The organism is Mucilaginibacter sp. P4_C11 (assembly GCF_056402115.1).
The window spans coordinates 31,014-48,968 of the sequence record NZ_JBFUIA010000027.1 but is presented as its reverse complement, the minus strand read 5'-3'; the positions used below and the strand labels follow the sequence as shown (position 1 = coordinate 48,968).

Below are 17,955 nucleotides of genomic sequence, written 5' to 3'. Positions count from 1 at the left end.
CCAAAAATACATCAATTACCGTTAACTTTAAAATAACTTACGGCAATAGGAACAATGATGATAAATGCTAAATAAAAACTTTTGTTTGATTAGTGTGTTAATAATCTTAACCAAAAATCAATATCATGGCCGTAATTAAAGAATTTAAGGAATTTGCCCTGCGTGGCAATGTTGTTGACCTTGCAGTAGGTGTTATTATTGGCGCCGCTTTCGGTAAAATAGTTACCTCGCTGGTAACAGATATCATTATGCCGCCAATTGGCCTTATTACAGGTGGTGTAGATTTTAAAGATATCAAGATATTGCTGAAACATGGCGATGCTGCTAAAAAAATACCCGATGTGACTGTTAATATTGGCAATTTTATTAACATCACCATTGAGTTTTTAATAGTGGCTTTTTGTATTTTTCTTATTGTAAAAACAATCAATGCCATGAAGCGCCCGCCCGAACCAGAGGTTGCTCCGGCACCCGATCCAGCCCCGACAAAAGAAGAGGTTTTACTTACTGAAATCAGGGATCTTTTAGCAGCCCGGAAATCTTAATGTTCAATAGCTGATAGTTCATAGATTGTAGCTTTGATGTGATCCGTGAACCATCAGCTATGATCTAAAAGCTCTTTGGCAACTTGGGGTCTGTGAGGATAATATAGTCCGCCAGTTTACTGAACTTGGCCCAGTCGGGGTTATCAAAACTATCATCCGCATAAGCGCCTATGGAGATAACACGCGCTTTTGGAGCGTATTTCTTAAGCTGGGCAACGGCACCCATTTTTTCTTCGCTATGAAAGCCGCCGTTAATTTGAAGTATTTTAAAGTCAGTATGTTTTTTGTAAAATTGGGCTATTGACCAACCCATTGTTGCATCCCAAAGGTTTTGCGATTGATAAATTTGCATTCCTGCCATAGCGGAGTGGCCGCCCATTATCTTTACAAATTTATCGTAATAGGGGCCCGTAGCCGTATCAATAGGCAGGGGAGCGAGATAACCTTTGGCTTGCGTATCAAGTTGCTGCAGGCTGTTTAAACCATTGCGAGTTACCATGTTGGTATAGCGCGATGGAGCGTTTGCCGCTACCACAGGTATTTGGCTTTGTTTAGCCAGTTCAACCATTGGGCGATAATCTTTGTAATTGGGCCAGGTGCGTGCATCGCTCACCAGGTTTTTTTCGCGGATGAGACCGTTTAAGTATTCGTTTAAAACCAGTTGGCAATCGGTAGTAAACATTTCCACAGATAAAGCTGTTTTGCCGGGATATTGTTGTGCCAGTTGTGTGAAAATTTGCAACTCGAGCAGGTGCCCGGTAGAATCATTGTGTTCCTCGCCAAAAAATAATACATCGGCCTTGGCCATGTTATTGATAATGTCGGCAATTGTTGCCGGTTTTTGTGTTGCGGTGCTATATATTTTATAATGAATTGCCGGGATAGCCTGACTTAATGCAGTAAAGGGTAAACAAATGACAAGCAGCAGGATAGATAGTTTCATATTGTGGTTTTAAAACGCTTAATTTACAGCAATAAATATAGAGCGACAAATAAGAAAAATAGTGTTTGAAAAGTTTTAAAATATTACTACATTTGCGCTCTTGTTTTTAAAACGACGAATAGAATAAATAGTTATGAAAAGAACGTTTCAGCCTTCTCAAAGAAAAAGAAGAAATAAACACGGATTCCGTGAACGCATGTCAACTGCTAACGGCAGGAGAATATTAGCAGCCAGAAGAGCTAAAGGCAGAAAAAGATTATCAGTTTCTGACGAGGGTCGTCATAAAGCATAAACCGGTTGCGCTGGTTGGCATTTTGCCAATCAATGGATACCGATTGTCTGCTTAAATCCCGGTTCCAGATAAGCAACTATGTATACTTTTAAAAAAGAAGAACGGTTATGTAATAAAAGGCTTATAGATAAGCTTTTTCATAGCGGCTCTTCTTTTTTGTGTTATCCTTTTAAGGCCTCGTGGTTGTATCATACAGAACCACAGCAATTTCCTGCACAAATATTATTTTCGGTTTCCAAAAAGCGCTATAAACATGCTGTTGACCGCAATTTAATAAAGCGCTGTATGCGCGAAAGCTACCGGTTGCATAAACAACAAAACTTATACAAGTTGCTGCAAACAGCCGATAAAACCATCGTACTGTCTATAGGTTATATTGGTAAGGAGATTGTGCCGTACAGCACCATTGAAAAAAAAATGCTGAAGATGCTTGCGCTGTTGTCTGAGCAATTAACTGCCGCCAATAATGTAATTGTATGATGGCGCTGGTGAATTTGTTTAAACAGCTTATAGGCTATATTTTTATAGTCTTGATAAAAGTATACCAGTATTTTATTTCGCCTATGACGGGTGCTTCGTGCAGGTACACGCCAACATGCTCGCAATATGGGGTAGAGGCTATCAGGAAGCACGGTGCCTTTAAAGGCGGGTGGCTAACCATTAAACGGATTGCCAGCTGTAATCCCTGGGGAGGGCATGGGCATGACCCTGTACCTTAATTAGTTTTAAGTTTTGAGGGATGGGTTTTGAGTTTTTCTCAATGGTGGTATTCGGGGCTTAAATGGTTTAGCATTTTGTATTGTTAATATGATTGCGTTTTTGAACTTTTCAAACTCACAACTCACAACTAAAAAGATGGGCCTTATTTTACAAATAGAAACTGCAACAACATCATGCTCAGTAGCATTAGCTGCTGACGGTAAGGTTTTGGCTTTTAAGCAGGTAAATGAGCGGAATAAACACGCCGAGGTTATTACTTTATTTACAGAAGAACTTATAACCAGCGGTAATTTTACTTACCGCGACCTTGACGCTATTGCGGTAAGCTGCGGCCCAGGCTCGTACACAGGTTTGCGCATCGGCGTATCTACAGCAAAAGGGCTGTGCTTCGCACTTGATAAGCCGCTGATAGCTATAGAAACTTTGGAGGCGATGGCTTATGGTGTTATAAATGATAATACCATATCTATTGATAAAAACACGTTGCTATGCCCCATGATTGATGCCCGAAGAATGGAGGTTTACTGTGCTGTTTTTAATATAGCCGGCGAAAAACTTAAAGATACAGCCGCCGAAATTATTGATGAGCACAGTTTTGCTCATTTGCTAAATAATAACCAAATCCTTTTTTTTGGCGATGGTGCCGACAAATGTGAAGCTGTTTTAGGCCGCCATCCAAACGCTGGTTTTTTACGCAATTTCGAAAACTCTGCAACCTATCTTACCCAAAAAGCAGCCGAAAAATTTGCCAATAAAGATTTCGAAGATGTTGCCTATTTTGAACCCTATTATCTCAAGGATTTTATAGCCGGAGTTAAGAAAGAAGCAAGAAGTTAGAGTCAGGAGTTAAGACTTTTGGAGCGATGGTCGAGAAAAAAGCAACTTGTAATAAATCTGTCCGTGTTCAATTAAGGCTACCTAAAAAACACAACCTATCCAACAAAGGATGCTGCCTTGATTCTTGACTCTAACCTCTTGACTCTTTTTTAATTGCCTGTTTTAAACAATCGTCCCCACAACCTTCCAAAAAAGCCTTTTTCGCCCATCGGGATGTAGCTTGAGTTCATCGGATGTTCAATCACCGCGCCAAATTTTAGCGAGAAACCAAGAAATATGTCCATGCCTGAGTAGGTGCCAATATGATCTATCTGTGTTTGGTTACCTAAGGCGGCAAATGCAAGCCTACCTGTGTTAATAAGCCTCTCGGTACCTCCGTATACCTCAAAGTTCGGGGTTTTATACATTAACTGGGCACCTACATTAAATAGCTTCATATCATCGTAACTGGCTGTAATTGTAGCGGTATAGTTTTGATATTGCACATGATTAACCAGCGCCGCGGTAAAACCTGTAAACCAAAACTCTTTTGAGCCTATTAGGGTTGGGGTGTATTTGAAATTATTGTCGTAATCTATCCAGTATGTTTTTGACGCGCTCAATTCACCCCTCGCATTGGTTTTTGTGGTAAACGAGCCAATTTTTGACATCGCTTCAGTACTTTTAAATAGCTTAATTACCGCGTTGTATATGCTGTCTTCACGGTGACCCGATCCTAACCCGGTTATAGTTGTAGTATTATCAAAATCAGAAGCAAGCGAACGGCTGCTCCAGTGTATAAATCCTAAATCTTTAATATTTGCCTGTATGGTTATTTTGTCGTCGGTTATGTACGATGTTCCAATGGTTATCGAAGCACCCGGGCTTCGAAATGTAGGCAGGTAATCATGAGCAGAAGGCTGGCCCGGTATGTAGCTTGAATAATAACGACCGCGCATGCTGAGAGTTGCCTGGTTATTCACCGAATCAAACACAGCGTGCGAACCTGTAATATCAAACTTTGAATATTTTACACCTAACAAAGCACTCAACTTAAAACCAAAAGCAAACTGTTTGTTGATCCGTTCGCGGTACGAGTAACTGATCTGGTTATAGGTTTGTAATTGAAAATGATTGTTGAAGATATCATCATATGGGTTGCCCTTAAAATTGGCAACATTGTCAAATAAGGCAATAGTTTCATCGGATACCAGGCCGCGGCTTTCTGCTTTTAATTGGTATGAAAAACCCATCTCCACATCGCCATTAAGGCTTGTGAACGATTTAAGCATTAGGCCGTAGGCATTAACATTGGCATTAAAATGATTGTACTTGCTTTTACCAATTTGAAGTGCCGATGCTTTATAAGTTGGAGTAGTAGAAAAAATCCTGTTTTTAAGCGCCTGTTGGATATCTCCGGTTACGTAGGCGTTTGCGCCAAAGTTTGGTAAAAAAAAGTTAAATGCGTATTGCCTGCTTGAATCGGGTATAAATGATCTTACAGATGGGTTTTCAAATGAATCGTAGAGCGTACCGGTGTTATACTGCGAAAATTGCTGGGCCGAAGCCGAGAAAGAGATGAGCAAAAAGAAGAAAAGAATGTAAATTTTATTCATATAATATCTCGCGAGCCTTAGTCCGTTTAATTTTTTAAAGATAAAATTCAAAAACGGTTATCTGTAAAAAAGAATAAATTAATCAGTAGTTTTAACGTATTTAAGCGTAAGTTGGTTGTGAAATGGCCAAAGTAATTTTACTTTGTTAACGCTGTCGTGTCGATATTGTTCGCTTTTATGCAAAAGTTTGTGTAAAAATTCTTGTCGGATGCTGTGAATTGATAGGCTGCGCCATAAAAATCTTTCCAGCCAGGATGGTTGTTTTCAAAGGCATCATAAAACGGGTTTTTAAGGTCGCGCTTTAATATTGGTTGGGCGTTTTTAAAATTGATAAAAAAAGCCACGTTGCTCCGCTCGGCCAGCAAATTGTCAAACTGGTTGTATTGTTCGGTTTTGCTGATGAACTTACGGTTGATATAGGTGTCTGTATAACTAACCAACTCGGATGAGGATGCCGCCAGCACCAGGTAGTTATCAATAATCATGAAATAGGGTTTCCTGAAAATACTGAAGGCATCGCCCAGTAAAAAAAACGGTAACTTTTCGTAATTAAACTGCCCTATATGGTCGGTTACCATGGTACTGATGTTAGTCATCAAAGGCAATAGTTTTGATCCGTCTTTAACAGTAATAACGGCAAATTTTTCCTGGTAGCGGGTAGTTACTACGGCAAATTCGTTACTTAACAAGGGTTCAAATTCTGTTTTTAAGAATAAGCCGGTTTCTTGTCTTATTTTATCAAATAGCTTACCTTTTTCGCTGTTTACGCCTGCCTTAATGTGCCATTGCGATAAGTCGGTCTCAAACTTTTGAGGGTCGGAAACGGCGAAACAAATGCTATAGGCCGTAGTTGCCGGGAACATATCTTTTAAATGGTTGATAACCGGCTGTTGCCTGGTAAAAAGGTTTAAATAGCTGTAGGTATGGCTGTTTAAGCTGGTTAGCCCGTTAAACATTAAAGCATCGTTTTTGTAATTTATACTGAGTGCGGCCACGGCCGGTAATAAACGGAAGCTTTTAAAAATGTCGGTGTTTTTGTTTTTAAAAAACTCGTCAAACAATGGAGATAGCTGCCCGTAATTGATGTATAAATTGGCCAGCGAGTTGGCGTTCTGCTGTTCGGGCAGGGGTACAAATATGGTTTTGCTTTTATCGCTTTTATATAGTGCGCTTTGGTTTATTAAAGCTTTTGAAAAACTACCCACAACAATATTATCCTCTTTTTTAATAAGGTAAAAGTGCTTGTTAATGGCTTTTATCAAAATATCATATTCAAGCCCAAAAGCATTGTGGTTTACAGCTATTGAAAGGGCTCCTTTTGATTGTGCGGCTATCAGGTTAAACGAGTTTGGCTCAAAACCTACAGATGCAGTTGTAGTTACCAATAATCCGATATCGTCGCTATCGGCAGGATGAACGGAAATAAAGACATTTTGGCCCGAAAAAAATTGATCCGACAAAGCCGAGGACATCAGCAACTTACGTAAAGTATCCAGGTCGCTTAATTTTTGTTTGCCAACAACGGCAGCCAACAGGTGGTTGCCATTAAAAATATCATAAAAACCTTTCTCGTTATTAAATTCAAATACAGCTACAGCGTTATCGGGGATGCTCTGCATCACCTGGTTGTTGCGTACTCCGGGCGGGTTTAAATTTTTAAAATATACAACCGTTATAAATACAGTGGCAGCCAGTAAAATTATGGTGGTTACTATCAGTCGTCTCATAGCGGTTTGCTTTACAAAGATAGAATTTTACCCTGCGGCATTAAAGTAATACTTTCAATTGGTTAACTTAGCTTTTTATATCTGCATGAACAAACAAATAATCGTCACCGCTTCGCTTTTAGGAATGCTGGCCGTAATAACCGGGGCTTTTGGGGCACACGGGCTTAAAGCAGTTTTGCAACCCGGCCAGTTAGAGGTTTGGCATACCGCCGTACAATATAATTTTTACCACGTATTTGCCCTGCTTTTTCTATCTACCTTTAAAGAACCAAAGGGGAAGCTGATTAAAGCTGCTTATTACCTGTTTACCTTCGGAATAATATTTTTTTCGGGGTCGTTATACCTGTTAAGCTGCCGCGATATCATAGGCTGGAGCTGGCTGATATACATGGGTCCCGTAACGCCATTGGGCGGTCTGTTGTTTATTTTAGGCTGGCTGATGATGGCGATAGCTGCCTTGGGCGATAAAGTTAAATAGAGTCAAGAATTAAGAGTCAAGAATCAAGAATCAAGAGAGGAAACAGGTGCCATTTAGATTGGGATTCTTAACAAGCATTAACAAACAAGAATTTAAAGTTTATCATCAAGAATTCAGACAAGAAATAGACCAGGGTTGTCTTGATTCTTGACTCTTAATTCTTGACTCTACTAAAACAATATGTTGGAGTTTACCGAATTTGAGCATACCGATCGTAAAACACTTTTTGTAGAGGTGATTTTGCCGCTGTCTATCTCAAAAAATTACACCTATCGTGTACCATTTGAAATGAACAATGCTATTGCCATTGGCAAAAGGGTAGTGGTGCAATTTGGTAAAAGCAAGCTTTATACAGCCGTTATAAAAGAAATAAGCGAGCTGGCCCCCGAGAAGTATGAGGCCAAGTATATTATTGAAGTATTGGATAACCTGCCGGTGGTTACGCCGCACCAATTGCACTTTTGGCAATGGGTGGCCGATTATTACATGTGCAACGTAGGGGAGGTAATGAATGCTGCGCTGCCAGCCGCCCTGAAACTGGCCAGCGAAACCAAAATAGAGCTTAATAAAGAATTTGATATTGACCGGAGCGCGCTGCACGATAAAGAGTTTTTAATTGTGGAGGCGCTGGATATCCAACCGGAGCTAACCATAAGCGACATAGCTAAACTGTTGGGTCAAAAAACAGTTATGCCTATTTTGAAGCTGATGTTTGAGAAAAATCTCATCCACATTAGTGAAGAGGTAAGCGAGCGTTACAAGCCCCGCAAACGTACGTTTATCACCTTAAACCCGGTTTATAATAATCCCGATAACCTGCGCGAGTTATTTCCGATACTGGAAAAACGCGCGCCTAAACAAGCCGATGCCTTACTGGCATACATCAAACTGTCGCGCACCCAAAAGGCTGTCACCAAAAATGAACTGATTGAGGAGAGTGGGGCGGGAGAATCGAGTATAAAATCACTCATAGAAAAAGAAATTTTATTCGCGGTTGAAAAGAATGTAAGCAGGCTCCATTTTGAGGAAGATTTAGATGCCATCACCAACTTTGACTTAAGCGAGCAGCAAACAGAAGTGCTGGAAAGCATCGGGCGGCAATTCCTCGAAAAAGATGTTACGTTGCTGCATGGCGTAACTTCGTCTGGTAAAACACAGCTTTATATTAGGCTGATTGAGGAGATGATGCGCAACGACAGGCAGGTGCTTTACCTGTTGCCCGAAATTGCGCTTACCACCCACATCATAGAACGGTTGCGCATTTATTTTGGAGCCGACATTGGGGTATACCACTCCCGTTTTAATGATAACGAGCGGGTAGAGGTTTGGCAAAAAGTACTTAATAACGATTATAAGGTGATATTGGGTGCACGGTCATCCTTGTTTTTGCCCTTTAATGACCTTGGATTGATCATTGTTGACGAGGAGCACGAAACATCATACAAACAGTTCGATCCTGCTCCCCGCTACAATGCGCGCGATGCTGCCATATTTTTGGCCGGCATGCACCATGGCAAAGTTTTGCTGGGTTCGGCCACGCCTTCGTTTGAAAGTTATCATAACGCTAAAACCGGCAAATATGGTTTTGCAGAACTTACAGAGCGTTTTGGAGGGGTAGAGTTGCCTAATGTGGAAGTTGTGAGTATAGCCACCGAGACGAAGCAAAAGACCATTCAATCGCACTTTACCAGCGTATTGATGGCCGGGATAACCGAAGCTTTGGCTAATAAAGAGCAGGTTATCCTGTTTCAGAACCGGCGCGGTTATGCACCGGTGCTGATGTGCAAAATTTGCGCCTTTACACCCAAGTGTATCAATTGCGATGTAAGTCTTACTTATCATAAAAGCAGTGGCAAGCTGCATTGCCATTACTGCGGGTATAAGGAAGATTCACCATCTATTTGCCCGGCCTGCGGATCTACCCACCTGGAATACAAGGGTTTTGGTACAGAGAAAATTGAGGATGAATTAAGCCTGCTGCTACCCGATGCACGTATTGCCCGTATGGACCTGGATACCACCCGTGCACGCAATTCGCTGCAAACCATTTTGAACGACCTGGAAGAAAAAAAAATCGATATACTGGTAGGCACCCAAATGGTAGCCAAAGGGCTCGATTTTAGCGATGTTACCTTAATCGGGATCATTAATGCCGATAGTTTGCTCAAGTTTCCGGATTACCGCGCTAATGAGCGCAGTTTCCAGATGCTGGCCCAGGTAAGCGGCCGGGCCGGGCGCAGAGGCAAGCAGGGTAAGGTGGTAATACAAACCTATGATCCGTTCCATCGCATCATTAAACAGGTGATAGCTAATGATTACAGCGATTTGTACTACACAGAAATGGCCGAGCGTAAAAGCTTCAAATACCCGCCGTTCTACCGTATTATTAATTTAGACATTAAACATAAAAATCCCGAAATACTGTATAACCAGTCTGTTTACCTGGCCAATGAGTTACGAAAACACTTCGGCGAAAGGGTAATTGGCCCCGAGTCGCCGTTGATAAGCCGCATCCGTAATTTTTATATCAAATCTATTATGCTAAAGTTTGAAAAGGATGGGATTTCCATTGTAAAGGCTAAGGCGATACTGAAGGATATGATTGTACAGTTTCAGACCACTAAGCTGAGTAAGGGAAGTATTGTGCAGCCGGATGTGGATCCCTACTAAACACGATTTACAGGATTAGGCAGGATTTACAGGATTTTTTTGATTTGTAGATTTGTCTCGTCCTGAAAAAAGTTTACACTTTTTTTCTTTAGTCCTGTTAGTTGTTTACAAATATAGATTAATCCTAAATACGCTTTACATTTGCTGTATCTGGCTGAAGCGGAAGCAGGCACTGCTGGAGAGCATCCTGCCAGGAATAAGCCGATGAACGATAAATAACTTCATAAGGTTTGTAACTATAACTATAAGCCTTATTTATTTTAGAGTTCCTATGCCTGCTAAAACTCATCTACGTCATGGCTACCTCCTTCTCTTTATTGACCGGCCAATAGCTTTTCCAATGCTTTTTCAATTCTCCGCTTGATGTATGCGCCTGAAAGGGTGTAAGCATATCAATACTGCTGTGAGGGCGCTCATAATTATAAATGGTTATAGCATTGGCCACTCCGCTGGCTGCTTGCTCAAAGCTATTATAACATGCTTCGAGGAATTCCTGTTTGATGATACCATTAACCCTTTCCGCTATGGCATTTTCTCTTGGATCAGAGTTCTGTGTCATACTGATTGCTATGCCTTCCAGTTGCTCTACATATTCGGTACTGCAATATTGACTTCCCCTGTCCGAATGATGGATCAGTTCGCTTTCAGCAGGCAACTGCTTCAATGCCATTTTTAAAGCTTTAACACAGCCTCCAGCCGACAGGTTTTTACTCAGATGGTAACCTATTATCATTCTGGAATAAGCATCTGTAATAAGGCTCAGATAGGCGAAGTCATCCTTTAAAGTGATATATGTTATATCACTAACCCACAGTTTGTTTGGAGACAAAACACGCATCCCGACAATCAGGTTGGGATATTTTCTCATCCAATGGTCTGAGAATGTTGTCCTCGGAACCTTTCTTTTCCTTCTTCTAACCAGTAATTTATGCGCCGAAAGCATTTCAAACAGGCTGTCCCTGCCTATCTGTATTTTATGTGCCGATAAAAACGGGCTTAACAACAATAACAGCTTCCTGGTACCAATATGTTTTTGACGGGTACGGATAAGCAAAACTTCCTGTATGATCAATTCGCTTCGTAATGCTTCCTGTTCAATAGTTATTCTTTGCTGATAAAAAGCCTGTCTGGTATAGCCGAGCAGTCCGCAAAGAGAAGTAACCTTCCTGTTTCTTCTCTTTACAATATTCATTACTGCCCGGAACCAAACTTTTTTCTAAAATCTATACCAGCATGCTCCTCCGATAGCCGCAACATTTCTTCCAGCAATTCATTCTTCAATTTCGCCTGCGCAAGCTCTTTCTTTAATGCTTTCACATCTTCCGGCTCTGCTGAGGGCAACACCGATTCCTGTTTTCTAAAAGCCCGAACCCAACTCTGAATCGTACGGGCATTCACCCCATATTTTTCTGAAAGCCCAACCAAAGTCGCGCTCCCGGTTAAATATTCCGATATAATTTGTTGCTTTTTTGATACTATTTCACGTCTGATCATGATTTAAATGATTTACTAATTTAGTAAACCTATTTCAGGACGAGACAATTTGGTTAGATTGGTTTTTAACTTGCTTTTGGTTTGATTAGTTTCTTGTTGTACATTCTTTTAAATTCTAAACTAAGCCCTCCGAAATTTATGGGTAATCCATCTGCTAAGCTATACGCTTCAAGATAATTGATAGTTTGTGCTTTGTACAGATCATTAATTGTGTCAACGGCTTTCAATTCTAACATTATGCATTCTTCTACAAAAAAGTCGGCCCTTCTGTTTCCTACTAATTCGTTCCGGTAAAAAATTGATATTTCTTTTTCTCTTTCAAAGCGAAGGCCACCCAATTTCATTTCAATTGCTAATGACCTTTGATAAATGGCCTCCTGGAATCCGCTGCCAAGTGTGTTATATACCTGCATGGCACAGCCAATGATTTTATGGGTCAATTCGTTAATTGCCTGTGTTGACTTTGTAGACATGACAAGGTTAAATATTTTTACTCAAAATAAACAAAACCACCCCATCCAAACTAATAAAATTTGAAAAAAATCCTCCCTCGTCTCGCAAATCAAAAAAATCCTGTAAATCCTGCTTAATCCTGTAAATCGTGTAAAAGATTTCCTGCTAACAGTTAACCAATTACCCTTAACCCATAAATCCCTCTCCCAAAATCACCAAAATCCTGCTAACTTTACTGTGTAATGGCTCAAAAGTACATCGATAATTATCGCGAAAAAGGTGCCCGTAAACGGCTGGTTGATTTGTTGGAGAAAAAGGGGATCCAGGATCAGGAGGTGTTAAAAGCAATTGGTACCGTACCCCGCCACTATTTTTTTGCCGAAACTTTCTGGAACCAGGCTTACAAAGATATTGCCTTCCCGATAGGTGAAGGGCAAACTATTTCACAGCCCTATACCGTAGCCTATCAAACGGAATTACTCCACATCCGTAAGGGCGATAAAGTGCTGGAAATTGGAACAGGATCTGGCTACCAAACCTGCGTTTTATTAGAGATGGGCGCTACTGTTTACACCATCGAACGACAGGAAAAACTTTACGAAAAAACAAAATATGTGTTGCCCGGAAAAATGGGCTACAAAGCGCATTTCTTTTGTGGCGATGGCTCGGTAGGTATAGTTCAACATGCTCCTTATGACAAGATCATTGTAACTGCCGGCGCGCCCACAGTGCCCGAAGTATTATTAAAGCAATTGAAAATTGGCGGCATTTTGGTAATCCCTGTTGGCGATGAAGATACCCAAAAAATGGTAACCATCCTGAAAGTGGCTGAGCATGACTATGAAAAAATTGTGCTGGATACCTTTAGGTTTGTGCCGCTGGTAGGGGATAAGGCCTGGTAAATTGATGTGCAGATTTCAGATGTGCAAATGTGGAGATGAAAAAAGAATTGGATAATTGTTAAATTGATTGATATGATGATTCATTTCAAATCATCTGCACATCTGAAATCTGCATATCTGCACATCAAAATCTACCTCTTCATCGCTCTGTCCATTTCAATTTTGGTATCACGCTCTTTCATGGTATCCCGCTTATCAAAGGTTTTTTTACCTTGTGCTAAACCGATTTCTAATTTGGCAAATCCGCGCTCACTAATGAACAGTGCAAGAGGGATAATGGTTAAGCCTTTTTCTTCACCGCGGGTGAGGAGTTTTTTGAGCTCTTTTTTGTTGAGCAGCAGCACACGATCACGTTTGGCTTCGTGGTTGTAGAACGAGCCGTATGAATATTCGGATATGTGCAGGTTGCGCACATATAGCTGATTACTGATAAATGTGCAAAAGGCATCATTAATATTGGCTTTACCTTCGCGGATGGATTTAATTTCGGTACCCAGTAATTTTATGCCGGCCGTGTATTTATCCAGTACGTGGTATTCAAAGTAAGCTTTTTTGTTTTTGATGTATATTTTATCCTCGGCCATTGTATTCAGATGTAAAGCTTGCAAACTTACAAAAAAATAACCCGCTCTCTATCTTACTTAAATGGCGAAACCTTTTGATTGTTTTTGTAATCCTCCCCTGAAGGGGAGGATTAAGGTGGGTCTATGCTTTTTGTGGCTTCACAATCAACACCGGTACATTAACCTTATGCCGAACGGAGTTTACGGTTGTTCCAAATATCAGGTCTTTTAAAGCTTTGTGCCCGTGCGAGCCCATTACAATAAAATCTATCCCGTTTTTATTTACAATATCGGCAATGGCATCGGCGGGGTTACCAAAGCCAATTTCCCCCTCGGCTTTGTAGCCTAATTTTTTCATGGCCTGCACGTATTTATCCAGGTTGTCAAAATCGCTTTGGGTTTCGTTGTCCATTACCTGGCCTCCGTAATAGCGGGCCCCGGCAGTTTCTACTACGTGTATGAGGGTATAGGTAGCGTGTTTACCACCCTGCATAATGGCATGGCGCATACAGTCGTTATCGTTTTTCGAAAAATCAATGGTGATGGCCAGGTGTTTGTATTCAACGGCATCCAGCTCATTAATTGCATTTGCAATACCGTGCGGCACGTAGATGGGGGTGTCGGCATGTTTATAAAGCATCGGTCTTAAAAATACATAAACCAGCAGTAAAGCTATGCCGATAACTATCGGCACAACAAAAATATAAATGTATAAATCAGCCTGTGGGTTGCCTTTCAGCCAGTCGCCAATTTGGTCATATACCAGCTTGGCATTAAGGCCAACTATGAGTACAGCACTTGCCCAGGCTAATATTTTTACTTTAAGGCTGATAGCAAAATTTCCCATCCGCTTTTTATCGGATGTGAAGTGTATTAACGGAATAACCGCGAAACCAAGCTGAAGACTTAATACTACCTGGCTTAAAATAATCAGGCTGCCCAAAGCATCTTCGCCAAAGTAAATAATAGTAAACACCGCAGGCACTATAGCCAATACCCTGGTCAGTAAGCGGCGCAGCCAGGGCTCAATCCGCAGGTTAATATGCCCCTCCATAATAATTTGCCCGGCAAGGGTACCCGTAATGGTTGAGCTTTGGCCCGAAGCAATAAGGGCGATAGCAAACAATACAGGCGCTATCCGGCCAAATATATGTTCCAGCAGTTTATAGGCATCCTGTATTTCGGCTACCTGGAAATAACCATTTTTAAAAAAGGCGGTAGCTGCCAGGATTAATATGGCAGCATTTACAAAAAATGCAAGGTTTAGCGCTATAACGGTATCAAACAGGTTGAATTTTATGGCCGATTTAAAGCCCTCTTCGGTACGGGTAATTTTACGGGTTTGCACTAACGACGAGTGTAGATACAGGTTATGCGGCATTACCGTAGCGCCAATGATACCGATGGCTATGTATAGCATTTGATGGCTCACTGCATCATTTTTAAACAAGTTACTGGGAATAAATCCTTTGGCAACATCCATTACATGTGGCCCAACAATAAACATCTCTACCAGGAACGAAACACCGATGATAAAGATCATCGAAATAATAAAACCCTCCAGCTTGCGCATGCCTTTGTTCATCAAATAAAGCATCAGCACTGTATCAGTTATGGTAAGCGATACGCCCCAGATAAGCGGTAAATGGAATAGCAGCTTTAAACCAATGGCCATGCCGATAATCTCGGCCAGATCGCAGGCTATAATGGCAACTTGGGCCAATATATACAGCCAGAAATTTACAAACCGGGGGTAGGCGTTTTTGGACGCCTGTGCCAGGTCGAGCCCGCGCACTATGCCCAGCCGGGCGGCCAGCGATTGTAGTAATAACGCGATGAGATTTGAAGCGAACAAAACCCAGATGAGTTTATAGCCAAAGGCGCTTCCTCCGGCAATATCGGTTGCCCAGTTGCCCGGATCCATGTAGCCAACGCTAACCAGGTAGGCGGGGCCCAGGAAGGCCATTATTTTGCGCCAGCCTGTCAGGCTTTCCGGGTTAACCGAACCGTGTACGTTACCTAAAGAATGATTATCGTTTGTTTGAGTTTTGCTCATAGGGCTATCAGTAAATTATTGGCAACCTCGCGGCTAATGTGTACTTCTTTATCTGTGTCGAGTTTTAATGCTACCGAATGATCATATTCGATGATATCGGTAATGGTTATTTTTTTGCCGATGGTGAGCTGCTGCTTTTCCAGGTATTGTAAAAATGGCGATGTATGGTCGCGCACTCCCGAAATTACCCCGCAATCGTTAATTGTTAATGCCGAAACCGGCTTAAGCTCGGCCGACTTAAATTTGCCGTTGCAATCCGGTATGGGGTCGCCATGCGGATCGTGTTTTGGGTGGCCCATAAATTCGTCAAGCCGGTCAATCAATTCTTCCGACGAGATATGTTCCATCTCTTCGGCCATATCATGTACCTGGTCCCATTTAAAGTTCAGTTTCTCAACCAAAAAATATTCCCAAAGCCTGTGTTTACGGATAATGCCAATGGCTATCCTTTCGCCGGCAGCCGTAAGGCTTACACCCTGGTAGCGGGTATAGTTAATAAGCGCTTTATCCGCCAGCTTTTTCAGCATATCTGTTACCGATGAAGCCTTGGTATTTAATGATGCCGCAATTTGATTGGTGCTGGCCATTCCGGCATCAGTTGCCAGGTGGTAAATGCATTTTAAATAGTTTTCCTCGGCTAACGTGTTCATTTATACAAATCTAATAAAAAATTTAGACTAATCTAAAATATGAAGAGTTGAGAAATATATTTTTGTTTTACTCGTTTTAATTGAAATTTAATTTCGTGAAATGCGGAATATATTATATTTGCAACACTATGGGCGCTGAATTAGATAAAATAGACTTACAGATACTGAAGATATTACAGGAAAATGGAAGGATAACCAACCTTCAATTGTCCAACGAAATTGGCCTTTCGCCGGCACCAACGCTTGAGCGTGTGCGCAAGCTGGAAAATGCCGAATACATTAAAAGTTATCATGCCCTGGTTGATGAAGAAAAACTGGGCCTGGGCATCAAAACCTTTATCCAGATTTCGTTAGATTTTCATCAAAAAAACACCATCCAAACTTTTTTAGATGAGATAAAAAACATTAAAGAAGTAACCGAGTGCCACCATGTAACCGGCCAGTGCGATTTTTTACTGAAGTGTTACGTGCGCGACATTAAATCATACGAGCAATTGATCATGGAGAAAATAAGCCGCATCACGGTTGTAAAAACCTTCCAAACCATGATGATCATGTCGACCAGTAAAAAGGAGCCGATAGTGCCGCTGGAGTATTAGCCCCCCAGCCCCCTGAAGGGGGAGTTTAAAATTTAATACGAAGCCTGTTTTATCTATGATGAAACGGGCTTCGTATTTTAACAAATCAAAGTTCCCCCTTCAGGGGGTTAGGGGGCTAATTTGCCAATCAATCTCTTTCTTTCCTTCTTTTCTCAATATCTCATTTGTTTTTGAAAACGGCTTGCTGCCAAAAAAACCCCTGTCGGCCGAGAAGGGCGAGGGATGGGCGCTTTTAATGATGAAGTGTTTTTTATCATCAATCAGTGCAGCTTTTGATTGGGCAAAGGCTCCCCAGAGTATAAATACGATGCCTTCTTTTTTATCGGATATAGTTTTAATAACCTCGTCGGTAAATTCTTCCCAGCCCTGTTTTTGGTGCGAGCCTGGTGTGCTTGCCCTAACGGTTAATGTGGCGTTCAATAGCAATACGCCTTGCTTGGCCCATTCCTCCAGGTTTCCGTGTGTTGGGATGGTGAACCCTGGGATATCGGTTTTTAATTCCTTGTAAATATTGGATAATGACCGCGGTATAGCAATTCCTTTTTGAACAGAAAAGGATAGCCCGTGTGCCTGGTGTGCGCCATGATAAGGATCCTGCCCCAGGATAACCACTTTAACATCATCAAAATGGGTGGTGTTAAAAGCGTTAAAAATGTCGGCATTTTTGGGGTAAACTATTTGTCCCGATTCTTTTTCCTTTAGCAGAAATTGTTTCAGTTTTATCATGTAGGGCTTGTCAAACTCGGGTTGTAAAACCGCCTGCCATGATGGGTCTAATGAATTAGCCATAAATATTTTAATAGATGTTGATTTAGCGTACAAATAAACAGATATTTGCGCTTAATATATAGTAAAGCAAATTATGTCAAATATAGTTCGGTTAGTAGTAGCGTGTGTATTCTTTGGCGCAGCCGTTGCGCTTTGTGCTTTTGGCTTTTGGGGCTGGGGGATTTTAGTATTGTTATTTGGTGGTATTTTACTGTTAAGCTTCTTTTTTAACGAAAACATGATACTGGCGCAATATTTTTTGCGTAAAGAGAATTCTGAAAAAGCGGAAGCCTGGTTATTGAAAATTACCGACTACGAGAAACAATTACATAAAAATCAACATGGGTATTATAACCTGTTGATAGGTTTAATTGAATCGCGCAAGGCGCCAATGAAATCTGAAAAATATTTTAAGAAATCGTTGCAACTGGGCATGAAAATGTCGCATAATATAGCATTGGCTAAATTAAGCCTTGCAGGTATCTCGATGGCAAAACGCAACAAGCGCGAGGCGCAGATGTATTTATCCGAAGCGTCAAAAGATGATAAGAATAAACTACTTACCGAACAGATAAAAATGATGAAAGGCCAGCTGGCTCAAATGGATAAACAGGTTGTAAGAGGCGGATATCGCCAGTTTTAATCCGGATTGTGGGTAGATAG

Annotated in this window: 20 protein-coding genes; 10 read left to right on the top strand and 10 right to left on the bottom strand. The window is 41.2% G+C overall.

All coding sequences use genetic code 11. From position 1 onward, the window contains the following. Positions 1–125: 125 nt before the first annotated feature. Complete coding sequence (gene mscL / locus AC1DU2_RS22430; RefSeq protein WP_477387007.1) at positions 126–545, top strand: large-conductance mechanosensitive channel protein MscL; 420 nt, start codon at positions 126–128, stop codon at positions 543–545. A gap of 64 nt (positions 546–609) precedes the next feature. Here mscL and AC1DU2_RS22425 read toward each other — a convergent pair whose 3' ends face one another. After that, positions 610–1,488, bottom strand: coding sequence for a ChaN family lipoprotein (locus AC1DU2_RS22425; RefSeq protein WP_477387005.1), 879 nt, complete (start codon positions 1,486–1,488; stop codon positions 610–612). Positions 1,489–1,621: 133 nt separating this feature from the next. Here AC1DU2_RS22425 and rpmH point away from each other — a divergent pair, with 133 nt between their 5' ends. The 4 genes from rpmH to tsaB all read left to right on the top strand — a co-directional run bounded on the left by rpmH (position 1,622) and on the right by tsaB (position 3,337). Further along, a complete protein-coding gene (gene rpmH / locus AC1DU2_RS22420) occupies positions 1,622–1,780 on the top strand; it encodes a 50S ribosomal protein L34 (RefSeq protein ID WP_076375290.1) in 159 nt (52 codons plus the stop codon). Positions 1,781–1,858: 78 nt separating this feature from the next. Further along, positions 1,859–2,260 carry a ribonuclease P protein component gene (gene rnpA / locus AC1DU2_RS22415; protein WP_477365704.1) on the top strand — a complete coding sequence of 134 codons (402 nt, stop codon included), beginning with the start codon at positions 1,859–1,861 and terminating at the stop codon, positions 2,258–2,260. Then, positions 2,257–2,499, top strand: a complete 243-nt coding sequence (gene yidD, locus AC1DU2_RS22410; RefSeq protein WP_477387003.1) for a membrane protein insertion efficiency factor YidD — start codon at positions 2,257–2,259, stop codon at positions 2,497–2,499. The genes rnpA and yidD overlap by 4 nt, the downstream gene beginning before the upstream one ends. Positions 2,500–2,587: 88 nt before the next feature. Beyond that, a complete protein-coding gene (gene tsaB, locus AC1DU2_RS22405) occupies positions 2,588–3,337 on the top strand; it encodes a tRNA (adenosine(37)-N6)-threonylcarbamoyltransferase complex dimerization subunit type 1 TsaB (RefSeq protein ID WP_477387001.1) in 750 nt (249 codons plus the stop codon). Positions 3,338–3,486: 149 nt separating this feature from the next. On the opposite strand, the gene AC1DU2_RS22400 is transcribed toward tsaB, so the two are convergent. Both AC1DU2_RS22400 and AC1DU2_RS22395 read right to left on the bottom strand, forming a co-directional pair. Continuing rightward, on the bottom strand, positions 3,487–4,932 hold the full coding sequence (locus AC1DU2_RS22400; protein ID WP_477386999.1) for a DUF5723 family protein: 1,446 nt from the start codon (positions 4,930–4,932) through the stop codon (positions 3,487–3,489). A 137-nt stretch (positions 4,933–5,069) separates the two neighbouring features. Then, a complete protein-coding gene (locus AC1DU2_RS22395; protein ID WP_477386997.1) occupies positions 5,070–6,659 on the bottom strand; it encodes a hypothetical protein in 1,590 nt (529 codons plus the stop codon). A gap of 85 nt (positions 6,660–6,744) precedes the next feature. Here AC1DU2_RS22395 and AC1DU2_RS22390 point away from each other — a divergent pair, with 85 nt between their 5' ends. After that, a complete protein-coding gene (locus AC1DU2_RS22390; RefSeq protein WP_477366268.1) occupies positions 6,745–7,137 on the top strand; it encodes a DUF423 domain-containing protein in 393 nt (130 codons plus the stop codon). A gap of 180 nt (positions 7,138–7,317) precedes the next feature. Then, positions 7,318–9,807, top strand: coding sequence for a replication restart helicase PriA (gene priA / locus AC1DU2_RS22385; protein WP_477386995.1), 2,490 nt, complete (start codon positions 7,318–7,320; stop codon positions 9,805–9,807). 289 nt (positions 9,808–10,096) lie between these two features. On the opposite strand, the gene AC1DU2_RS22380 is transcribed toward priA, so the two are convergent. From AC1DU2_RS22380 to AC1DU2_RS22370, 3 genes are all read right to left on the bottom strand, one after another. Then, positions 10,097–10,999 (bottom strand): IS3 family transposase, encoded by a 903-nt coding sequence (locus AC1DU2_RS22380; protein ID WP_477386993.1) that lies wholly within the window; start codon positions 10,997–10,999, stop codon positions 10,097–10,099. Next, on the bottom strand, positions 10,999–11,301 hold the full coding sequence (locus AC1DU2_RS22375; protein WP_477386991.1) for a transposase: 303 nt from the start codon (positions 11,299–11,301) through the stop codon (positions 10,999–11,001). Before AC1DU2_RS22375 ends, AC1DU2_RS22380 begins: the two co-directional genes overlap by 1 nt. A gap of 65 nt (positions 11,302–11,366) precedes the next feature. Next, complete coding sequence (locus tag AC1DU2_RS22370; RefSeq protein WP_477386989.1) at positions 11,367–11,774, bottom strand: GxxExxY protein; 408 nt, start codon at positions 11,772–11,774, stop codon at positions 11,367–11,369. 222 nt (positions 11,775–11,996) lie between these two features. Between AC1DU2_RS22370 and AC1DU2_RS22365 the strand changes: the two genes are divergently transcribed. Next, positions 11,997–12,656, top strand: coding sequence for a protein-L-isoaspartate(D-aspartate) O-methyltransferase (locus AC1DU2_RS22365; protein ID WP_477386987.1), 660 nt, complete (start codon positions 11,997–11,999; stop codon positions 12,654–12,656). A 131-nt stretch (positions 12,657–12,787) separates the two neighbouring features. Here AC1DU2_RS22365 and smpB read toward each other — a convergent pair whose 3' ends face one another. From smpB to AC1DU2_RS22350, 3 genes are all read right to left on the bottom strand, one after another. Next, positions 12,788–13,240, bottom strand: coding sequence for an SsrA-binding protein SmpB (smpB, locus tag AC1DU2_RS22360; protein ID WP_184543504.1), 453 nt, complete (start codon positions 13,238–13,240; stop codon positions 12,788–12,790). A 121-nt stretch (positions 13,241–13,361) separates the two neighbouring features. Next, complete coding sequence (locus AC1DU2_RS22355; protein WP_477386985.1) at positions 13,362–15,275, bottom strand: Nramp family divalent metal transporter; 1,914 nt, start codon at positions 15,273–15,275, stop codon at positions 13,362–13,364. Continuing rightward, positions 15,272–15,925, bottom strand: coding sequence for a metal-dependent transcriptional regulator (locus AC1DU2_RS22350; RefSeq protein WP_477366284.1), 654 nt, complete (start codon positions 15,923–15,925; stop codon positions 15,272–15,274). The genes AC1DU2_RS22355 and AC1DU2_RS22350 overlap by 4 nt, the downstream gene beginning before the upstream one ends. 128 nt (positions 15,926–16,053) lie before the next feature. On the opposite strand from AC1DU2_RS22350, the gene AC1DU2_RS22345 reads away from it, so the two are divergent. Continuing rightward, on the top strand, positions 16,054–16,524 hold the full coding sequence (locus AC1DU2_RS22345; protein ID WP_090649916.1) for an Lrp/AsnC family transcriptional regulator: 471 nt from the start codon (positions 16,054–16,056) through the stop codon (positions 16,522–16,524). A 99-nt stretch (positions 16,525–16,623) separates the two neighbouring features. Here AC1DU2_RS22345 and ung read toward each other — a convergent pair whose 3' ends face one another. After that, positions 16,624–17,313 carry a uracil-DNA glycosylase gene (ung, locus tag AC1DU2_RS22340; RefSeq protein WP_477366287.1) on the bottom strand — a complete coding sequence of 230 codons (690 nt, stop codon included), beginning with the start codon at positions 17,311–17,313 and terminating at the stop codon, positions 16,624–16,626. Positions 17,314–17,386: 73 nt separating this feature from the next. Here ung and AC1DU2_RS22335 point away from each other — a divergent pair, with 73 nt between their 5' ends. Then, the gene (locus AC1DU2_RS22335; RefSeq protein WP_477366290.1) at positions 17,387–17,935 is read left to right on the top strand and encodes a DUF2892 domain-containing protein; all 549 of its coding nucleotides are present in this window, start codon (positions 17,387–17,389) and stop codon (positions 17,933–17,935) included. Positions 17,936–17,955: the final 20 nt, after the last annotated feature.